Raw genomic sequence first — 16,356 nt, forward strand, 5'->3', positions numbered from 1 at the left:
AAGACAACTAGGGCCCCTGAGCGGCGCGGCGTGAACCAATCCGCTTCCCAAACACCTGAACGTAGCTGACGCGCCCGCATGTTCTTGCCCCACCCCCGGCGGCCCGTCGAGAAGAACCGGAGGCAGGCGGAAGCCCTCCTCATCATGGCGGACTGAGCGCCGCATCGATTTCCAAAGGTCCGACAAATTCCTGGGCGTCATGAAAAAGATCACCGGGCAGCCGCCGGATGACCCAACAAATCCGGGGCCATTGGGTCTGAATTCTTCACGGGTCATCCAGCCCCGCCGCCGCTAGGGTCGCCCGGAAGGATTTGGCGGCCCGCCCCGGCCTGCAGGGCGCGCTGTTCCAGGCACGCAGGCAAGGGAACAAGACGCATGAAAACCCATGCACAGGCAGTTGTCATCGGCGGCGGGCTGGTCGGCTGCTCGATCCTCTACCACCTGGCGAAACTCGGCTGGAAAGACGTGGTTCTGCTGGAACGCGATGAGCTGACCGCAGGCTCCACCTGGCATGCGGCGGCCAACATCCACGGGCTGCACGACAACAACAACGTGACCCGCATCCAGCACTACACCATGAACCTCTACAAGGAGCTGGAGAAGGAAACCGGCCAAGGCTGCGGCGTGTTCCAGCCGGGGTCCCTCTATCTGGCCAAGACCGAGGAGCGCGAGCACCAGCTGCGCCTGCAGGAGGCGAAAGCGAAATACTACGGCCTGAACTTCCATGAGGTCAGCCGCGAACAGGCCAAGGAGCTGCACCCGCTGGCCCAGTTCGACGACATCCGCTGCATCATGTTCGAACCCGATGGCGGCAACGTCGACCCCTCGGGCGTGACCATGGCCTATGCCGCCGGCGCCCGCGCCATGGGGGCACAGATCGAACGCTTCTGCCCGGTGATCGGCACCGAACAGCAGCCCGACGGTTCCTGGATCGTGAAAACCGAAACGGGCGACATCCACACCCAGTGGGTGGTGAACGCGGGTGGTCTCTGGGGCCGCGAGGTGGCGGCGATGGCGGGCCTCACCCTGCCCTTGCAGCCGACCGAGCACCAGTATTTCGTGACGGAGTCTATTGACGAGGTCGCCAATCTGGGCCGCCGCCTGCCTTCGATCGCCGACCGCGACGGCGAATACTACTTCCGCCAGGAGGGCAACGGCTTCCTGATCGGCGCCTATGAGAAGGACATGCGGTTCTGGGCCGAAAACGGCACCCCGCTGGACTTTGCGCATGAGCTGTTCCCCGACGATCTGGACCGGATCATGGAAAACGTGATCCGCGCGACAGAGCGGGTGCCTTGCGCAGAGACCGCAGGCGTCAAGCGTGTCATCAACGGCCCGATGATCTGGTCGCCGGATTCAAACGCCATCTGGGGCCCGGTGCCGGAGTTGAAAAACTACTTCTGCTGCACCGGCATCATCCCTGGCTTCTCGCAGTCCGGCGGCCTTGGTCTGCTGGCAGCCCAGTGGATGATCGAGGGCGAACCGCAGTACGACATGTTCGCCTGGGATCTGGCGCGGTTCGGCGACTGGGCCGACAAGACATTCACAAAGGCCCGCGTCGAAGACCAGTACGCGCACCGCTTCGCCATCCACTTCCCGAACGAGGAACGCAGCGCCGGCCGCCCGGCCCGTGTGCGCCCCGCATATGAGCTGCAAAAGGAAATGGGCTGCGTCTTTGGCCTCAACTGCGGCTGGGAGCATCCCCTGTGGTTCTCCGGCACCCCTGGCACCCGGGACACCAACAGCTTCACCCGCCAGAACTGGTGGGAACCGGTGGGCCGCGAAGTGAACATGCTGCGCGAGAACGTCGGCGTGATCGACATCTCGAACTTCGCCAACTACGTGATCAAGGGCCCCGGCGCGTTTGATTGGCTGGACAAGCTGGTCGCCAACAAGGTGCCAACCGAGGTGGGCCGCTCCTGCCTCACTCCGCTGATCTCGGTCCGCGGCGGCGTGGCCGGTGATTTCACCATCACCAAGGTGGCGGATGACGAGTACATGATGGTCGGCTCCGGCATGGCGGAACGCTACCACCAGCGGTTCTTCAACATGGTGGAGCTGCCGGAAGGCACCACCTTTGAAGTCGCCACCAACCGCATCGCGGGTTTCAACGTGGCCGGTCCGAAATCGCGCGAGATGCTGCAGCGGATGACCAATGCGGATCTGTCGAACGAGGCCTTCCGCTTCATGCGCTCCCGAACCATCGACGTGGCTGGCGTCGAATGCCTGGCGATCCGCGTCTCCTTCACCGGCGATCTGGGCTGGGAACTGCATTGCGCCGAAGAGGACCAGGTCAAACTGTACTCCGCCCTGCTGGCAGCCGCCGCAGAATTCGACGGCGGCCCGGTGGGCGGCCGTGCGCTCGGCAGCTTGCGGATCGAAAAGGGCTATGGCTCCTGGGGCCGCGAATACAGCCAGGAATACTGGCCGCAGGAGGTGGGCCTCGCTGGTCTCATCAAGCTGGACAAGGATTTCCTCAACAAAGACGCCTATCTCAGGGTCAAGGACAACGCCCCGCGCGAGATGCTGTCTGCCTTTGAGATCGACGCGGTGAATGATGCTGATGCCTCGGGCGGCGAGCCGATCTTCACCCCCGACGGCAAGCCGGTGGGCCGGGTCACCTCCGGCGCCTATGGCTATTCCGTCGGCAAATCGCTGGCGCTGGGATATGCCAACCCGGCAGTTGCCAAGCCGGGCGATGAGGTTGAGGTCTTCATCCTGGGCAAGCCGCACAAGGCGCGCATTCTGGAAGCGGCAGCTTTCGACCCCTCCGGCGCGCGTCTGCGGGCCTGACTAAACGGTATGGCCGGACTGAAACACCAAGGGCAGCGCCCGACCCTGGGTGGGTGCGAAAGCGCCCTCCCGTGGGGAGGGTCGGGCGCTGCCCGGCCTTCGTCCGGGCGGAACTTACCTGTGAGGCAGAGCTAGATCGGTTGCATCCCAGCCGTCAGCCACTCCGCAAATGCCCCCTCGCCCACATCACCAGTGGCGAGGTCCTCCATCATGCGCACGCCCTCCACCGGGTCCGGGCGGAACTGGTACCCGTTCAGACGCAGGAAGGTGACAGCGGTCACAAACGCCGTGCGCTTGTTGCCATCGACAAAGGCATGCGCCTTGGCAATGCCAAACGCATAAGCCGCGGCGACCTCCGCCACACCCGCATCCGAATAGGCCGCAAGGTTGATCGCCCGCGCGCAACCCATTTCCAGCAATGCCCTGTCACGCATCCCCGCCGCGCCGCCGTGGCGGGCAATCTGCCGGTCATGAATGACAGTCACCGCCGCCAGTGGCACCCATTTATAAGTGCTCACGCAAGCGCCTGAAGCAGATCGCGGTTCTCATCCATCACGATCTCAGCCGCCTCCAGCGCCTCCGCCACCGAGGGGTCATGCGCCATCACCCTAAGGCTGCCATCATCGCCGCGCACCACAAACAGCGTATCGCCTTCCTTGGCGTCCAGCATTGTCAGCATCTCCGTCGTCAGCGTGATGACAGCGGAGTTTCCGACTTTCCTGATCTTGGTCTCAATCATTGGCAGGCCTCATGTATATATACCCGTATATACGGCAACAACCGCCGGCTTTCAATGCCCGTGGCAGAGACCGGTCCGGCCTTACAGCTCCATCTCCGCCGCAGCCTTCAGCAGCCAGGTCTTGAAATGCTTGACCGAGGGCGTCGCCGCCTTGTCCTTGAAGGTGGCGAAATAGGTCCAGGGGCAGTCGAGATCGAACGTGAACGGCTCAACCAGCCGCCCGCTGGCCACCTGCTGGCGCACCAGAGACTTCGGCAGCACCACGCACCCCAGCGCGTTGACCGCAAATTCCAGCCCCATGTTGGAGGAGTTGGTCTGCAGCCCGCCCTTATGCTCAATCCCGGTCAGCCCGAAGTGCCTGGCGATCTTCTCCCAATAAACCGGGCGGCCCAGAATGTGGATCAGCCTGGCCTCCGCCAGCTGTTCCGGCCGGGTCAGCGCCTCGCCGCCGACCCGGTACTCCGGCGCGCAGACCAGCGCCAGCTTCTCGTCCCACAGCTTCACCGCCGGTCCCATCACATCATCCACATGGTTGATGGTGATCGAGATGTCGGAGACATTAGTCTCCACATCCACCCAGATGGTGCTGTGAATGGTCAGGTCGATGTCCGGATGCGCCTTGGTGAAATCCTCCACCACATTTATCAGCCATTTCTCCGCCAGGCTGACCGGGCAGGAAATCACCACCTCCCGCTTATGGCTTTGCGAAATCAGCAGCTGCGTTGCTGAATCAATCTCCTGCAGCGCGTGGCGGACCGAGGGCAGATAGGCCTCCCCCACATCCGTCAGCGACAGGGACCGCGGGTGGCGCACGAACAGCGGTCGCCCGATGAACTCCTCCAGGCTGCGCACATGGTTTGAGACAGCAGACTGGGTGCAGTTCAGCTCATCCGCCGCTGAGGTAAAGCTGAGATAACGCGCGGCGGCCTCGAACGAACGCAGGAAAGTCAGGTGGGGGAGATTCTTCATAAGGCGGTCCGCTGGCGGTTTCGGGGCCATGTTCACATGCATTGAAAGGCGCCGCAATTCCCAAGGGTTAGCGGCCCGGACTGGTCTGAAAACGACGTCTAGCACGCATTTCACGAAATATCCCACCCCTATGGCCCCGGTTTATTTGCGGGTCACCGGCCCCCGGACACCCTAGCCTGACGCCGAAACCGCCCCTGCAAGAGTTCCGCCATGACCGCCACCTTCGACCGCGCCGCCGACTTCACCTTCGGCTTCACCGCCGCCGCCCTGCCGGACACCACCCGCGAGGCGGCATCGCTGATGTTTCTCGACACCCTGGGCATCACCATCGGCGCCACCCCGATGGAGGCCGGCCGCATCGCCCGCGAAACCGCCGTGGCGCTTTACGGCTGCGGCGCGCAGGGATTGGCGGCGCGCGTGATGTTCGACGGCCGCAAGGTGAGCGTTGCAGGGGCCGCCTATGCCGCTGCAACCGCCACCGACAACCTGGACGGCCACGACGGCTATGCTCCGACCAAGGGCCATATCGGCGTGGTGGTGATCCCGGCCATCGCGGCGCTGGCGGAAACCGTGCCGGACTTTTCGGGCCCCGAGGCGCTGGCCATCACAACACTGGGGTATGAACTGGCAGGCCGCGCGGCCCTGTCACTGCACGCCACCGTCAGCGATTACCACACCTCCGGCGCCTGGAACGCGCTGGGGGTGGCGGCAATTGCGGCCCGGATGCGCGGCCTGTCCCGCGCCCAGCTGCGCGAGGCGCTGGGGATCGCCGAATTCCACGGCCCCCGCAGCCAGATGATGCGCGAGATCGCCAGCCCCTCGATGCTGCATGACGGCTCCGGCTGGGGCGCGATGGCCGGGATGTCGGCTGCGGTTCTGGCGGAGAAAGGCTTTACCGGCGCCCCGGCGATCACGCTTGAGGAAGACCGGGTGGCGGGACACTGGGAGGATCTCGGCAGCTTCTGGCAGATGGAACACCAATACGTGAAGCCCTACCCGATCTGCCGCTGGGCCCACGCCCCGATCGACGCTCTGCGGCAGGTGATGCTGGAGCACGGCCTGACCCATGAGCAGCTTGCCCGGATCCGCATCAACACCTTCTACGAAAGCGCCTGCCTCTACCCGGGTATCCCTGCGACCACCAGCCAGGCGCAGTATTCGCTGGGCTTTGCGGTGGCGGTGCAGGCGGCCTATGGCCGGATCGGGGTGGAGCATATCTCGGGCGAGGGCCTGGCGGACCCGCTTGTGGCCTCGATCCACGAGCGGATCTCGGTCGCGGAGGCCGCGCGCCATTCGGTCCGCTTCCCCGCCTGCAGGGTGGCCGATGTTGTGGTCACCCTGACCGACGGGCGGGTGATCGAGTCCGGCGATGTCCACGCCCGCGGCGGCCCCGAGGCGCCGTTTTCTCAGGAAGACGTGGTGCGCAAATTCATGGAATTCGCCGCCCCCGTGCTGGGCGAGGCCCGCGCCGGCGCAATCCGCGATGCGGTGCTGGGGTTCACCCGCGCAGACAGCAAATTCTCCGATCTGGGCCGTCTGATCTATGACGCGCCCGCACCCTGAACAGAAAGACAGATGACATGGCACGCGAAAGGCGCAGCGGCGGACGCCGCGGCAAATCCTCCCGCTCCGGCGGCAGTATCGAGCAACTGCCCTGGAGCCAGGTGAAGAACACCTGCCCTCCGTTTGAGCTCTTGAACCCGGAGCAGATGGACCAGCTGCACGCCACCTCGATGCGGATCCTGTCGGAAGCGGGCATCCGGGTGATGGGCGAAAACGTGATGGAGATTTTCGAAGCTGCGGGCGCCATCGTCGACCGTGATAACAAGACCATCCGCATCGACGAAAGCATCGTTGCCGCGGCGCTGGAAACGGTGCCGCGCACGTTCACCCTGACCGCCCGCAACCGCGCAAAGCGGATCACCCTGGGCGGCGACAACGTGACCTTCGGACTGGTGGCCGGGCCGCCCAATGTCCATGACTGCGTCAACGGGCGGCGGCAGGGCAACCTCACCGACTACCAGAACTTCATCAAGCTGGCGCATCATTTCAACGCCATCCACCTGATCGGCAACCAGGTCACCGCGCCGCTGGAACTGCCTGCCAACAACCGCCATCTGGACACCTATCTGGCCAACCTGACCTATTCGGATCTGTCCTTCCACTGCTCTGCCATCGGCCGCGGCCGGGCGCTGGACGGAATAAACATGATGGCCATTTCCCGCGGCCAGGCGCCGGAGCAGCTGAAGGGCGACCCCGGCGTGATCACCATCATCTCAGTGAACTCGCCGCGGCTGTTTGACGATGCGATGGGCGACGGGCTGATCGCCATGGCCGAATACGGCCAGCCGGTGACGGTGACACCCTTCACCCTGATGGGCGCAATGACCCCGGTCACCCTGCCGGCGGCACTGGCCCAGCAGAACGCCGAAGCGCTGTTCGGGGTGGTGCTGACCCAGCTTGTGACCCCTGGCACGCCGGTGATGTATGGCTCCTTCACCTCGAACGTGGATATGCGCAGCGGTGCGCCCGCATTCGGCACGCCGGAAAATGCCAAGGCCAATATCGCCGGCGGCCAGCTGGCGCGGCGCTATGGCATCCCCTACCGGACCTCCAACGCCAATGCCTCCAATGCAGTGGACCTGCAGGCGGCTTATGAAACCATGATGGCGACCTGGGGCGCGGTGCTGGGCGGCGCCAATACCGTCTATCACGCGGCCGGATGGCTGGAGGGCGGCCTGACGGCGTCTTATGAGAAGTTCATCCTGGATGTGGAGATCATCCAGAACATGATCGAATTCCTGAAGCCGATGAAATTCGATGCGGACGAGCTGGGCTTTGACGCCATCCAGTCGGTGCCCAGCGGCGGCCATTTCTTTGGCGCCGAACACACGATGGCGCGCTATGAGAGCGCGTTTTACCGGCCGATGCTGTCGGACTGGCAGAACTATGAGAACTGGGAAGCCGCAGGCGCAAAGGACGCGCTGCAGCGTGCCACCGGGCTCTGGCAGCAGGCGCTGCGCGATTACGAGGAACCGGCGATGGACCCCGCCATCCGCGAGGAGCTGGACGCCTACGCGGCGCGGCGGCGGGAGGAAATCGGCGCCGGCGAGCCTTAAGAGCGAAAGTGCGAGGGGCCAGCCCCTCGCGCTCCCCGGAGTATTTCCGGAAAGATGAGCCCCGGCGCGCCTCAGCCGAAGTGCAGGGTTTTGACTTCCTGGTAGTCCTCCAGCCCCAGCATGCCGCCTTCGCGGCCATTGCCGGACTGCTTGTAGCCGCCGAAGGGAGAGCCGTAGTTGAAGCCGCCGCCGTTGATGTGCACTGCGCCAGCACGCAACCGGGCGGCCACCCGCTCAGCCCGCTCCGGATCGCCGGTCTGCAGATAGGCCGCCAGACCGTAAGGCGTGTCATTAGCGATGCGGATGGCGTCTTCCTCGTCCTCAAACGGGATAATCACCAGCACCGGGCCAAAGATCTCTTGCCTTGCGATGGCCATATCGTTGGTCACATCGGCAAAGACAGTGGGGCGCACATACCAGCCCTTGTCCAGACCCTCGGGCCTGCCAGGGCCGCCCGCCAGCAGGGTGGCGCCTTCGTCTATGCCGGTCTGGATCATGCTCTGCACCCGGTCGAACTGGATCCGATCGAACATCGGGCCGATGTGATCGCCCTCCTCCTCCGGGTCGCCCACCGCCTGGCCCTCTGCCGCCGCCCTGGCGATCTCCAGCACCTGGTCATAGCAGCTTTGCTCCACCAGCATCCGGGTCGGCGCGTCGCAGCTCTGGCCGGTATTGTACATGCACTCCAGCACCGAGGCGGTGACCTTCTCCTCCAGGTCGGCATCGGCAAACACCAGGTTCGGGGACTTGCCGCCCAGCTCCAGCGTTACCCTCTTGACGGTGTCGGCGGCGTCCTTAGAGACTGCGATGCCCGCCCGGGTCGAGCCGGTGAAGGACATCATGTCCACGTCAGGATGCCGCGACAGGCCGGCGCCGACGGTTGGCCCGTCGCCGTGGATCAGGTTGAACACGCCCGCCGGATAGCCCGCATCATGGATCATCTGGGCATAGACGGCGGCCGACATCGGCGTGTGCTCCGACGGTTTCAGCACGCAGGTGCAGCCGGTGGCCAGCGCCGGCAGCACCTTGAGCGCGATCTGGTTCACCGGCCAGTTCCACGGCGTGATCAGGCCGCAGACGCCGATCGGCTCGCGCACCAGGGTGTCGCCGTTCGGCAGCGTCTCGCGCAGCTCCTGGGCTTTCAGCGCCTCCAGGATGGCTTCCAGATGGCCGATCCCCGAATCGGCCTGCGCGTCGCGCGCCATGGAAATCGGCGCGCCCATCTCGGCGCGCATCGCCTGCGCCAGCACTTCGCGCCGCTCTATGCTGATCTCCAGCAGCCGCTCCAGCAGCGCAATCCGCTCCTCCCGCGTGGTCCGGGAGTAACTGCCGAAGGCGCCCTTGGCCGCGGCCACCGCAGCATCCACATCCATATCTCCGCCGAGGATGATCGTGCCGATCTGCTCCTCTGTTGCCGGGTTCAGAACCGGGAATTCCCGGGTCGCATGCGGCGTCACCCAGTCGCCGCCGATATAGAATTTTTGCAGGTCCATCAGGTTGTTCTCACTTTCACGTCGCGGTTGCGGTTCAGCTGTCCGGAAGGGCCGCTGGCGGGGCGCTTTGGCTGGAGGCCGGCCCGCGCCCTGGCAAACAGTGGACGGGCCCTCTGCCTGCGTCAAGCACAGGTGCAAGCTGGCTGGCCGTCTCCTTATGTCCAGCAGAGCGTTGCTCACAGGGCTGGCAGAATGACCCGCCCTTGCCCTGCCGGAGGGGTCAAAACCGGCAGAATGGCCCGGTTTTCCGCAGCTGCCGCCCTGTGGGCCGCGCGCATCAGTACCCTGCAATCTCCCCATTTGCGGCACGAAGGTGTTCCCTGCGCAAGCAGGGGCTGACTAAGATTCCGGTAATGCCCGCATCAGACAGGGCGCCCAGAGGCAAGCCATGAGCAGATCCAATTGGACAGCCCGTTCCGTGCTGCTGGCCGGAACTCTCCTGTGCAGCTGCACCGTCGCGGGCCGGGATTACCAGCGTCCCGCCTTCGCGGTGCCGGCCAGCTACTACCAGACCCGCACCTATGCCACCGCGCAGGGCGCGGCAGAGACATGGTGGCAGGGACTGAACGATGCCACCCTGGACCGGCTGGTGGCGGCAGGGCTGGCGCAGAACCTGAACATAAAGTCTGCCCGCCAGCGCCTGAAGGCCGCCGAGGCCGTGCGCCGCGCCAGCGGCCGCCCGGAACAGGTGCGCGGCGATCTGGAAGGCAGCTCGATCTTCTCGCGCCGGGAATCGCAGGACGGCTCAACCAGCCTCGATTCCGCCGAGATCGGCGCCACGTATGTGTTCGACCTGTTCGGCGGCTTCCAGCGCCGCTCAGAACGGGCCGTTGCTGAACGCGACGCGCAATTCTACCAGATGGCCACCACCCGGCTGGCGATCGTCGACGCGATTACCCGCACCTATATCGAGGCGCGGTTCTTTCAGCGCGGCGCAGCGGTCACCCGCAAGACGATCCAGCTGCGCCAGCAGATCCTGGCCACGGTGGAGGAGCTGAAGGCCGCCCGCGCGGTCCTGGCGCTGGATCTGGAGCGCACCAAACTGCAGGTCGCCAGCGCCAAGGCGGATCTGCCGGGCTTCATCTCCGGCTATGAGGCCGCGGTCTTTGCCCTCGCGACACTGCTGGACCGCGACGCATCCGAGGTCTTTGCGATGATGCAGCGCGGTTCCGGCCAGCCCTATCCATCGACCCAGCCCGAACTGGGGGTGCCTGCCAGCCTGCTGCGCAACCGCCCCGATGTGCTGCTGGCCGAGGCCCAGCTGCGCAGCGCCACCGCCGATATCGGTGTCACCGACGCTGAGCTGTATCCGTCGCTGGAGGTGACCGGCTCCATCGAGGCGTTCCGCGGCTTGCCAGATCTTTACCAGATCGGCCCGTCGCTGCGGTTGCCGCTGTTCAACCGCCCGGTTCTGCGCGCCTTTCACGAACGCGCCATCGCCGAGGCCAAGGCCACCGAATACGATTACCGCGCGGCAGTGCGCGGCGCAGTAGAAGAGGTGCAGGCGCAGCAAAGCGCGCTGAAGTCTGCCCGCCAGCGCACAGCTGCACAGGCGCGGGCAGTCAATCTTGGCACCAAGGTTGCCGATCTTGCACGCGAGACCTTCCGGGCCAATGAAATCACCCTGTTCGATCTCTTGAACACCGAAGAGGCGCTGCGCGACAATGAGCTGAACCTGATCGCAGCCCGGCGCGACCTGGCGCTGGCCTGGTCCCGCCTGCAGATCGCATTGGGCAAGGGCTGGGCGCCGGATCAAAGCCCGGCCAGCGCAGCGGCGGCCTTGGCGGCGGCAGGGTCAAACCCTGAGACTGAGTAAGATAAAACCGTTCTCCGCGCGCCGCAGACCCGCACACCCATTTCGCAGCGCGGAAGTCGTCCGCGCCGTGCCGCAGCGCGGGCCTCAGGCTTGTTCCTGCTGCATCTGCTCGACCATCTGCCGGGCGCGCTTGCACTGCAGCTTGTCGCGCAGCGGGCTGTCGGGGTCGATGTCCTTGGAGCAGACGACGCATTTGTCGGCCCCGGAAATCGCGTTCAAGCCCCCGCAGCTGCCCTTGATCTTCTTGCCCATCAGCATCACCCCCAGCGACATGCCCAGGGTCACGATCAGCAGAAGGATAAAGGCCAAAAGAAAGGTGCTCATAGGGGTCCCTCGCAGTATTGCTCAGTACGCGGCTCAGTTTCCGGTCAGCGCTTCGAAGGCGCTGCTGGCAGACGTCATATAGGCATCTTCGCCGGCTTGCACGTCCCGATCTATGAAAAACACGGCAAGTTTATGCTGCTCGGCAAGCTTCAGCCCCTCCGCGCTGCCCAGAACTAGCATCGCGGTCGCCCAGGCATCCGCCAGCATCGCGTTCTCCGCAATCACCGTGACCGAGGCGGTACGGTGCGTCACCGGCCGCCCCGCCACGGGGTCAAGGATGTGGGAATACCGCTGGCCCTCATGCTCGAAATAGTTCCGGTAATCGCCGGAGGTCGCCAGCCCAAGGTCGCTCACGGGCACGATCAGCTGCACTGTCTGCGCCGCCGCATCCGGTTTCTCGATGCCGATGCGCCAGGCCTCGCCCTTGGCGTTTTGCCCCTTGGTCACCAGATCGCCGCCGATCTCCACCATATAGTTCTCAACCCCAAAGCCCTGCAGCGTCTTCGCCACCGCATCGACGCCATAGCCCTTGGCGATGGCGGACAGGTTGATGCCGGTCTCCGGCGCGGATTTCTTCAGGGTGCCAGCCTCTTGATCCAGCGTCAGCAGCCGCGCCTGCCCGACTCCCTCCAGCGCTTCAGCAATAGCCGCATCCGATGGCACCGGGTCCTCCGGCTTGCGCGGGCCGAACCCCCACAGCTCGATCAGCGGGCCCAGGGTCACGTCGAACTTGCCGCCGGTCTTCTCATGCACGTCGTTGGCCGCGGCCAGCACGTGCGCAAACTCCGGCGACACCCGCACCGGCGCGGTGCTGCGCGCGGCGGAAAAGGTGGAGACCTCCGAGGCTGGATCCCAGTTCGACATCTTGGCATTAACCGCCGCCAGGGTGGCGTCCACCTCCGCCGCCAGCGCCTCCTGGTCCAGATCCACGCCGATGGCGATCACGCTGTAGGTGGTGCCCATTGTCTGGCCCGACAAGCGGACCTCCTCAGGCTCGCTGCCGAACCAGCAGCCGGTCACCAGCAGCACCGCGGGCAGGATCAGGGCAAGCAGAAACCGTCTGGGCATCGGTCAACCTCCGGGCAAAAAACTGGCGCTGCTATGCCCCTGCCCCGCGCCAGAGTCAAATGCAGCCTCAGAACTTCAGCGGCACAAAGGCCAGCGCCAAGAGGCCAATCGCAGCCGGCACGCCGTAAAGCCACGCCCTCAGCCGCGCGTCCGGTGCCTCAGACTTCCAGTTCTGCCGGTACAGATGGCCGCAGACCACCACCAGGAACACAGTCAGCGCGCCGGTCACGGGGGTCAGGTAGAGGGAATCGAACATATTGTTTTCCGGCCTTTGTTAGCGCTCGCGTCATTTCGCCCCTTTCCGGATCGCAATCCGCCGTTAAGATGGGGGGTATGACCTGATGCAGGATAGGAGGAGACCCGCGCATGGCACCGTTCTCATACCAGCCTCCGACCCGGGGCGACAAGGCCGGCCAGGAAAGCCACAGCCAGTCGCCCGAGTCGAATTTGTCGCACGGCCAGTCGACCGTTGCGAAACTACTGGAGGCCAAGGGCGACGCGGTTTTTGCAATCCGCCCGAATGACACCGTCGGCCATGCGGTGGAGGCCCTGCGCGACAAGCGCATCGGCGCGCTGGTGGTGACCGATCAGAACGGTGCGCTGCAGGGCATCCTGTCGGAGCGCGACATCGTGCGGCGGCTGGCGGAAACGCCGGGCCACACCCTGCCGCAGCTGGTCGAGGACATCATGACCCGCGACGTCAAGACCTGCGCTCCGGACGACCTGCTGATCGACGTCGCCAAGGTAATGAACGAGGGCCGCTTCCGCCACCTGCCGGTGGTCAAGGACGACCGCCTTTGCGGTATGATCACCGTAGGCGACGTGGTGAACTTCCGCCTGCAGGAGCTGGAATACGAAGCCCTGCGCATGAAGCAGATGATTGTCGGCTGAGCTGAACGCATCAGCGGCTGCCACCGGCATCTGCACCGGCCCGGGAAGCTGACCAAAGCCCGGGCCTGCGTCGCATCGTGCGGGAGGGCCCGGGCGATGCCTGAAAACCGCCGTTCCGCCGTGCGATGGCCGGGCGGCGGACGATGGACAGAGTATTCCACACTTTACGCACCAGCACGCCCTGGCGCGGCCTTGGAATGCAGTTATTTATCTAATTTCAATGTTTTAACAGACCCCCCCCGGATGCGTGGCCCTTATCATCACATCCATCACCCGCGTTCATCAGGACGCGCCGTGCGGTCCAAAGGCGGCCGGGATCACGCCAAAGGCTCTGCTCCAAGCGGGTTGGCTGCCAAGACCCGCGCGGTTGCGGTCAAGCCGGGCCTCCCGGTCCGGTAGGCGCTCAGCCCCGGCCAGTCCCTCGGCAAGGCCGCCGCGCCCGGCGTGACCGGCAGCCAGCCCAGGCTTGCGAATCCGCCGCCCGGCCCCCCCGTTTCCGCCGCCCATGTCCGGGCTTTCTGTTTCTGGCGACTCACGTGCATGTGCTAAAGTGACGTATGATAAAGGTAGAATATTTCGCCGGAGGTGAACTGCGCGCAGGGCAACGTTTGAGATCCGCCATGGTTGTCCCCGTCGATCCCGAACGCGGCGCAGTGTCGCTGCCAGGCTGGCGCACCGTGCCCCTGAGCAGCAACCGCTTCCAATTGGTCGTCAACGGCGAATTGATCGACGAACGCGCCACAGAGCTGCGGCGGATTGAGGACCTGATCCCCATCCTGCGCGAAGCCGAGGCCAAACTCGAAACAGAGGACGAAAACCGTGCTGAGCGCTCGCTCCGGGCCGCGTTTGGCGGGCGGGCCTTCTCAGCGGTGCTGGACGAGACGGGGGCGCTCTTGCTGCCCACCGGCGAGGTCGCGGTGGGGTTCGAGACGGACATCACCGAAGACGCCGCCCTGGCCACCCTGGCCCGCTACGGCGCCAGGATCCTGCGGCGGCTGCCCCTTTCGGCCCCCGCATGGCTTGTCACAATACCCGAAGAGGACGGAGTTGCGCTTGCTTTGGCTCTGGCCGGCGAACCCGGCGTGCGCTTTGCGTCGCCCAATTTCATAGAAGAGGTCCCCGAGCGCCGCGCCGAGGCACCGCCCAATGCCCTTTTCGCCGAACAATGGCACCTCGAAAATACCGGCCAGGGAGGCGGTTTGCCAGGCGCGGATGTCAACGCGCGCGCCGCTTGGCGTTTCACCCGCGGCGCGCCCGAAATCGTTGTATGCATCATAGACAGCGGCGTTGAGCTTGCTCATCCTTCGTTTTCCGCGCCGGGCAAGATCGTGGCCCCCTTTGACGCCGCCGATGGCGACACTGATCCAGCCCCCATGGCATCGTCCCATGGCACCTCTTGCGCGGGCGTGGCAGTGGCCGGATGGGGCACGGGCGATGTGGTGGGCATTGCGCCCAATTGCCGGCTGATGCCCATTCGCCGGGCCGGTATCAGCGAGCATGTCAGGATGGCGGAGGCGTTTTCCTGGGCCTGGCAGCAGGGGGCCGATGTGATTTCCTGCAGTTTCGGCTATGACGGGCGGCCCTGGATCCTGCCCGACGTGGTGCGCGCGGCGATGGAAGAAGCCATCGCGCTCGGCCGGCAGGGGCGCGGCGCGGTGATAGTGTGGGCGGCAGGCAACGGCAATGAGGCGGTCTCAGACGATGAATGGGCGAGCCACCCCGAGACGCTGGCCGTCGCCGCCTCGACCGATATCGACAAACGCGCCGGCTACAGCGATTTCGGCCCCGAGATCGACGTCTGCGCCCCGAGCAGCGGCGGTTTCCGGTCGATCACCACGTCGTCCAACGGGGGCTATACCAGCTTTTTCGGCGGAACGTCGTCGGCCGCGCCGCTGGTGGCGGGTGTCGCCGCGCTTATGCTGTCGGTCTGCCCTGCGCTGACCGGCGCCGAAGTCCGCGCCATCCTGCGCTCAACTGCTGTCCAGATAGATGTGGAAGAAGGCGAGTACGACAATACCGGCCACAGCCGGTTCTACGGATACGGCAGGGTCGATGCGGCCCGCGCGCTGGAGGGTATTTCGCCTCTTATCGAAGCGCTGCGCGGCAGCCCCGCCCTTGCCGACATCGGCCTGATTGATGATTTCACCGCCGCCTACCTTGCGCCCAGTGCCGCGGGTCAGGCCATCCTCGCATATTTAAACACCCGGCGTTTCATTATCCTTTCGCTGCTCAAGAGCGACATCGCGTTCCGGCAAAGGGCGCAGACCGTTCTCGAAACGATCATTCAATTCATGAAAGGAGGAGAACATCCAGACGACATCACAGACGCCGCAGTGCTTGCTCTGACAGGTGCAGCGCAAGACCTCATCGGCGCGTCCATACCTAGTTGAAGTTTAAAACTCCAAGCAAAGGGAGGTCTATTCATGTCGAAAACATATTCAGATCCGCGCGGAAAGCGCAGCACAAGAACCAAACCTTCCCCGGATGAGCGGTCGCAAACAGGCGAACGCTCGGTTGAGGATGTATTGTCGGAATTGGTAGCCATGCTGGAAAATTCCGGCGCCGTTTCGGGGGCGGGCACGGGCAGCAGCAGCACACGCGGCACGCCGGAAACCGGCAATGGCACAGCTCCGGCCGCGGCCGCATCGGGAAACCGGTCCAGCCGAACGATGGGCGATACCAAAGCCCCGCCGCTCGATGCGCTGTCCATGGCTGGTCTTGACCGCGGGTGCATTCTGCTGCCCGATTGGCTGAAAAACCTTCAAAAGATGCCTTATGCACAAGGGCAGATCGACAAGGCGATCGCAGGAGCAGGCGAGCCCGGAAGCTTGCCCAACGCTGACGAGCGCGCCGTCTGGTTTCTGGCGCCCTGGGTGGTTGCCGGCGGCGTCTGGCTGGCCGGAGAGCTGATCGAAGACGATGAGGATGACAATCGCGCCTTCCTTCCGCCCTTTCCCATCATCCTGCCGATCATCATCCAGAATGCCATTATCGAAAAGCTGATCGAAAAATTCTCTTCCGATGACGGCGAACGCTTTGTCCCTGCGTTCATTGCCGTCACCGGGCTGTTCGCGGCGGGCCTCGCCACGGGCAGCACCGGCAAGAAGCTGTGGAAGAAATACGTCGATTAACTCAATCCGATCC

Annotated in this window: 14 protein-coding genes; 7 read left to right on the forward strand and 7 right to left on the reverse strand. The window is 64.8% G+C overall.

Annotated features, from left to right (window positions below; genetic code table 11):
- The first annotated feature begins 375 nt into the window (after positions 1-375).
- Positions 376-2,793, forward strand: coding sequence for a GcvT family protein (locus CAER_RS0102370; RefSeq protein ID WP_027233900.1), 2,418 nt, complete (start codon positions 376-378; stop codon positions 2,791-2,793).
- A gap of 131 nt (positions 2,794-2,924) precedes the next feature.
- Here the strand turns inward: CAER_RS0102370 and CAER_RS0102375 are convergent, their stop codons facing one another.
- The 3 genes from CAER_RS0102375 to CAER_RS27265 all read right to left on the reverse strand — a co-directional run bounded on the left by CAER_RS0102375 (position 2,925) and on the right by CAER_RS27265 (position 4,501).
- The gene (locus CAER_RS0102375) at positions 2,925-3,311 is read right to left on the reverse strand and encodes a type II toxin-antitoxin system death-on-curing family toxin (protein WP_027233901.1); all 387 of its coding nucleotides are present in this window, start codon (positions 3,309-3,311) and stop codon (positions 2,925-2,927) included.
- Complete coding sequence (locus CAER_RS0102380) at positions 3,308-3,532, reverse strand: AbrB/MazE/SpoVT family DNA-binding domain-containing protein (protein ID WP_027233902.1); 225 nt, start codon at positions 3,530-3,532, stop codon at positions 3,308-3,310. Before CAER_RS0102380 ends, CAER_RS0102375 begins: the two co-directional genes overlap by 4 nt.
- An 81-nt stretch (positions 3,533-3,613) precedes the next feature.
- Positions 3,614-4,501: a LysR substrate-binding domain-containing protein gene (locus CAER_RS27265; RefSeq protein WP_036796805.1), complete on the reverse strand. Its 888-nt coding sequence runs from the start codon at positions 4,499-4,501 to the stop codon at positions 3,614-3,616.
- Between the two features lie 210 nt (positions 4,502-4,711).
- Here CAER_RS27265 and CAER_RS0102390 point away from each other — a divergent pair, with 210 nt between their 5' ends.
- Both CAER_RS0102390 and CAER_RS0102395 read left to right on the forward strand, forming a co-directional pair.
- Positions 4,712-6,064 (forward strand): MmgE/PrpD family protein, encoded by a 1,353-nt coding sequence (locus CAER_RS0102390; RefSeq protein WP_027233903.1) that lies wholly within the window; start codon positions 4,712-4,714, stop codon positions 6,062-6,064.
- A gap of 17 nt (positions 6,065-6,081) precedes the next feature.
- The gene (locus tag CAER_RS0102395; RefSeq protein ID WP_027233904.1) at positions 6,082-7,620 is read left to right on the forward strand and encodes a trimethylamine methyltransferase family protein; all 1,539 of its coding nucleotides are present in this window, start codon (positions 6,082-6,084) and stop codon (positions 7,618-7,620) included.
- 71 nt (positions 7,621-7,691) lie between these two features.
- On the opposite strand, the gene CAER_RS0102400 is transcribed toward CAER_RS0102395, so the two are convergent.
- On the reverse strand, positions 7,692-9,113 hold the full coding sequence (locus tag CAER_RS0102400; protein ID WP_036796807.1) for an aldehyde dehydrogenase family protein: 1,422 nt from the start codon (positions 9,111-9,113) through the stop codon (positions 7,692-7,694).
- Between the two features lie 388 nt (positions 9,114-9,501).
- On the opposite strand from CAER_RS0102400, the gene CAER_RS27270 reads away from it, so the two are divergent.
- Positions 9,502-10,929: an efflux transporter outer membrane subunit gene (locus CAER_RS27270; RefSeq protein WP_036796809.1), complete on the forward strand. Its 1,428-nt coding sequence runs from the start codon at positions 9,502-9,504 to the stop codon at positions 10,927-10,929.
- 84 nt (positions 10,930-11,013) lie between these two features.
- Here CAER_RS27270 and CAER_RS0102410 read toward each other — a convergent pair whose 3' ends face one another.
- The 3 genes from CAER_RS0102410 to CAER_RS0102420 form a co-directional block, all read right to left on the reverse strand.
- A complete protein-coding gene (locus CAER_RS0102410; RefSeq protein WP_027233906.1) occupies positions 11,014-11,253 on the reverse strand; it encodes a (Na+)-NQR maturation NqrM in 240 nt (79 codons plus the stop codon).
- A gap of 33 nt (positions 11,254-11,286) precedes the next feature.
- Complete coding sequence (locus tag CAER_RS0102415; protein ID WP_027233907.1) at positions 11,287-12,321, reverse strand: FAD:protein FMN transferase; 1,035 nt, start codon at positions 12,319-12,321, stop codon at positions 11,287-11,289.
- A 67-nt stretch (positions 12,322-12,388) separates the two neighbouring features.
- Positions 12,389-12,577: a hypothetical protein gene (locus CAER_RS0102420; RefSeq protein ID WP_027233908.1), complete on the reverse strand. Its 189-nt coding sequence runs from the start codon at positions 12,575-12,577 to the stop codon at positions 12,389-12,391.
- A 110-nt stretch (positions 12,578-12,687) separates the two neighbouring features.
- Here CAER_RS0102420 and CAER_RS0102425 point away from each other — a divergent pair, with 110 nt between their 5' ends.
- The 3 genes from CAER_RS0102425 to CAER_RS0102440 all read left to right on the forward strand — a co-directional run bounded on the left by CAER_RS0102425 (position 12,688) and on the right by CAER_RS0102440 (position 16,343).
- Positions 12,688-13,212, forward strand: a complete 525-nt coding sequence (locus tag CAER_RS0102425) for a CBS domain-containing protein (RefSeq protein ID WP_027233909.1) — start codon at positions 12,688-12,690, stop codon at positions 13,210-13,212.
- 620 nt (positions 13,213-13,832) lie between these two features.
- Entirely contained in the window at positions 13,833-15,602 is a 1,770-nt protein-coding gene (locus CAER_RS28720; protein ID WP_051357653.1) for a S8 family peptidase, read from the forward strand.
- 33 nt (positions 15,603-15,635) lie between these two features.
- The gene (locus tag CAER_RS0102440) at positions 15,636-16,343 is read left to right on the forward strand and encodes a hypothetical protein (protein WP_154667624.1); all 708 of its coding nucleotides are present in this window, start codon (positions 15,636-15,638) and stop codon (positions 16,341-16,343) included.
- Positions 16,344-16,356 lie beyond the last annotated feature (13 nt).

This window comes from Leisingera caerulea DSM 24564 (assembly GCF_000473325.1).
GTDB lineage: Bacteria > Pseudomonadota > Alphaproteobacteria > Rhodobacterales > Rhodobacteraceae > Leisingera > Leisingera caerulea.

Coding starts and splice junctions, on each gene's coding strand:
- CAER_RS27265 (WP_036796805.1), bottom strand. CDS start 4,501: ATGAAGAATCTCCCCCACCTGACTTTCCTGCGTTCGTTCGAGGCCGCC.
- CAER_RS27270 (WP_036796809.1), top strand. CDS start 9,502: ATGAGCAGATCCAATTGGACAGCCCGTTCCGTGCTGCTGGCCGGAACT.
- CAER_RS0102390 (WP_027233903.1), top strand. CDS start 4,712: ATGACCGCCACCTTCGACCGCGCCGCCGACTTCACCTTCGGCTTCACC.
- CAER_RS0102395 (WP_027233904.1), top strand. CDS start 6,082: ATGGCACGCGAAAGGCGCAGCGGCGGACGCCGCGGCAAATCCTCCCGC.
- CAER_RS0102440 (WP_154667624.1), top strand. CDS start 15,636: ATGTCGAAAACATATTCAGATCCGCGCGGAAAGCGCAGCACAAGAACC.
- CAER_RS0102415 (WP_027233907.1), bottom strand. CDS start 12,321: ATGCCCAGACGGTTTCTGCTTGCCCTGATCCTGCCCGCGGTGCTGCTG.
- CAER_RS0102420 (WP_027233908.1), bottom strand. CDS start 12,577: ATGTTCGATTCCCTCTACCTGACCCCCGTGACCGGCGCGCTGACTGTG.
- CAER_RS0102410 (WP_027233906.1), bottom strand. CDS start 11,253: ATGAGCACCTTTCTTTTGGCCTTTATCCTTCTGCTGATCGTGACCCTG.
- CAER_RS0102400 (WP_036796807.1), bottom strand. CDS start 9,113: ATGGACCTGCAAAAATTCTATATCGGCGGCGACTGGGTGACGCCGCAT.
- CAER_RS0102380 (WP_027233902.1), bottom strand. CDS start 3,532: ATGATTGAGACCAAGATCAGGAAAGTCGGAAACTCCGCTGTCATCACG.
- CAER_RS0102370 (WP_027233900.1), top strand. CDS start 376: ATGAAAACCCATGCACAGGCAGTTGTCATCGGCGGCGGGCTGGTCGGC.
- CAER_RS28720 (WP_051357653.1), top strand. CDS start 13,833: ATGGTTGTCCCCGTCGATCCCGAACGCGGCGCAGTGTCGCTGCCAGGC.
- CAER_RS0102425 (WP_027233909.1), top strand. CDS start 12,688: ATGGCACCGTTCTCATACCAGCCTCCGACCCGGGGCGACAAGGCCGGC.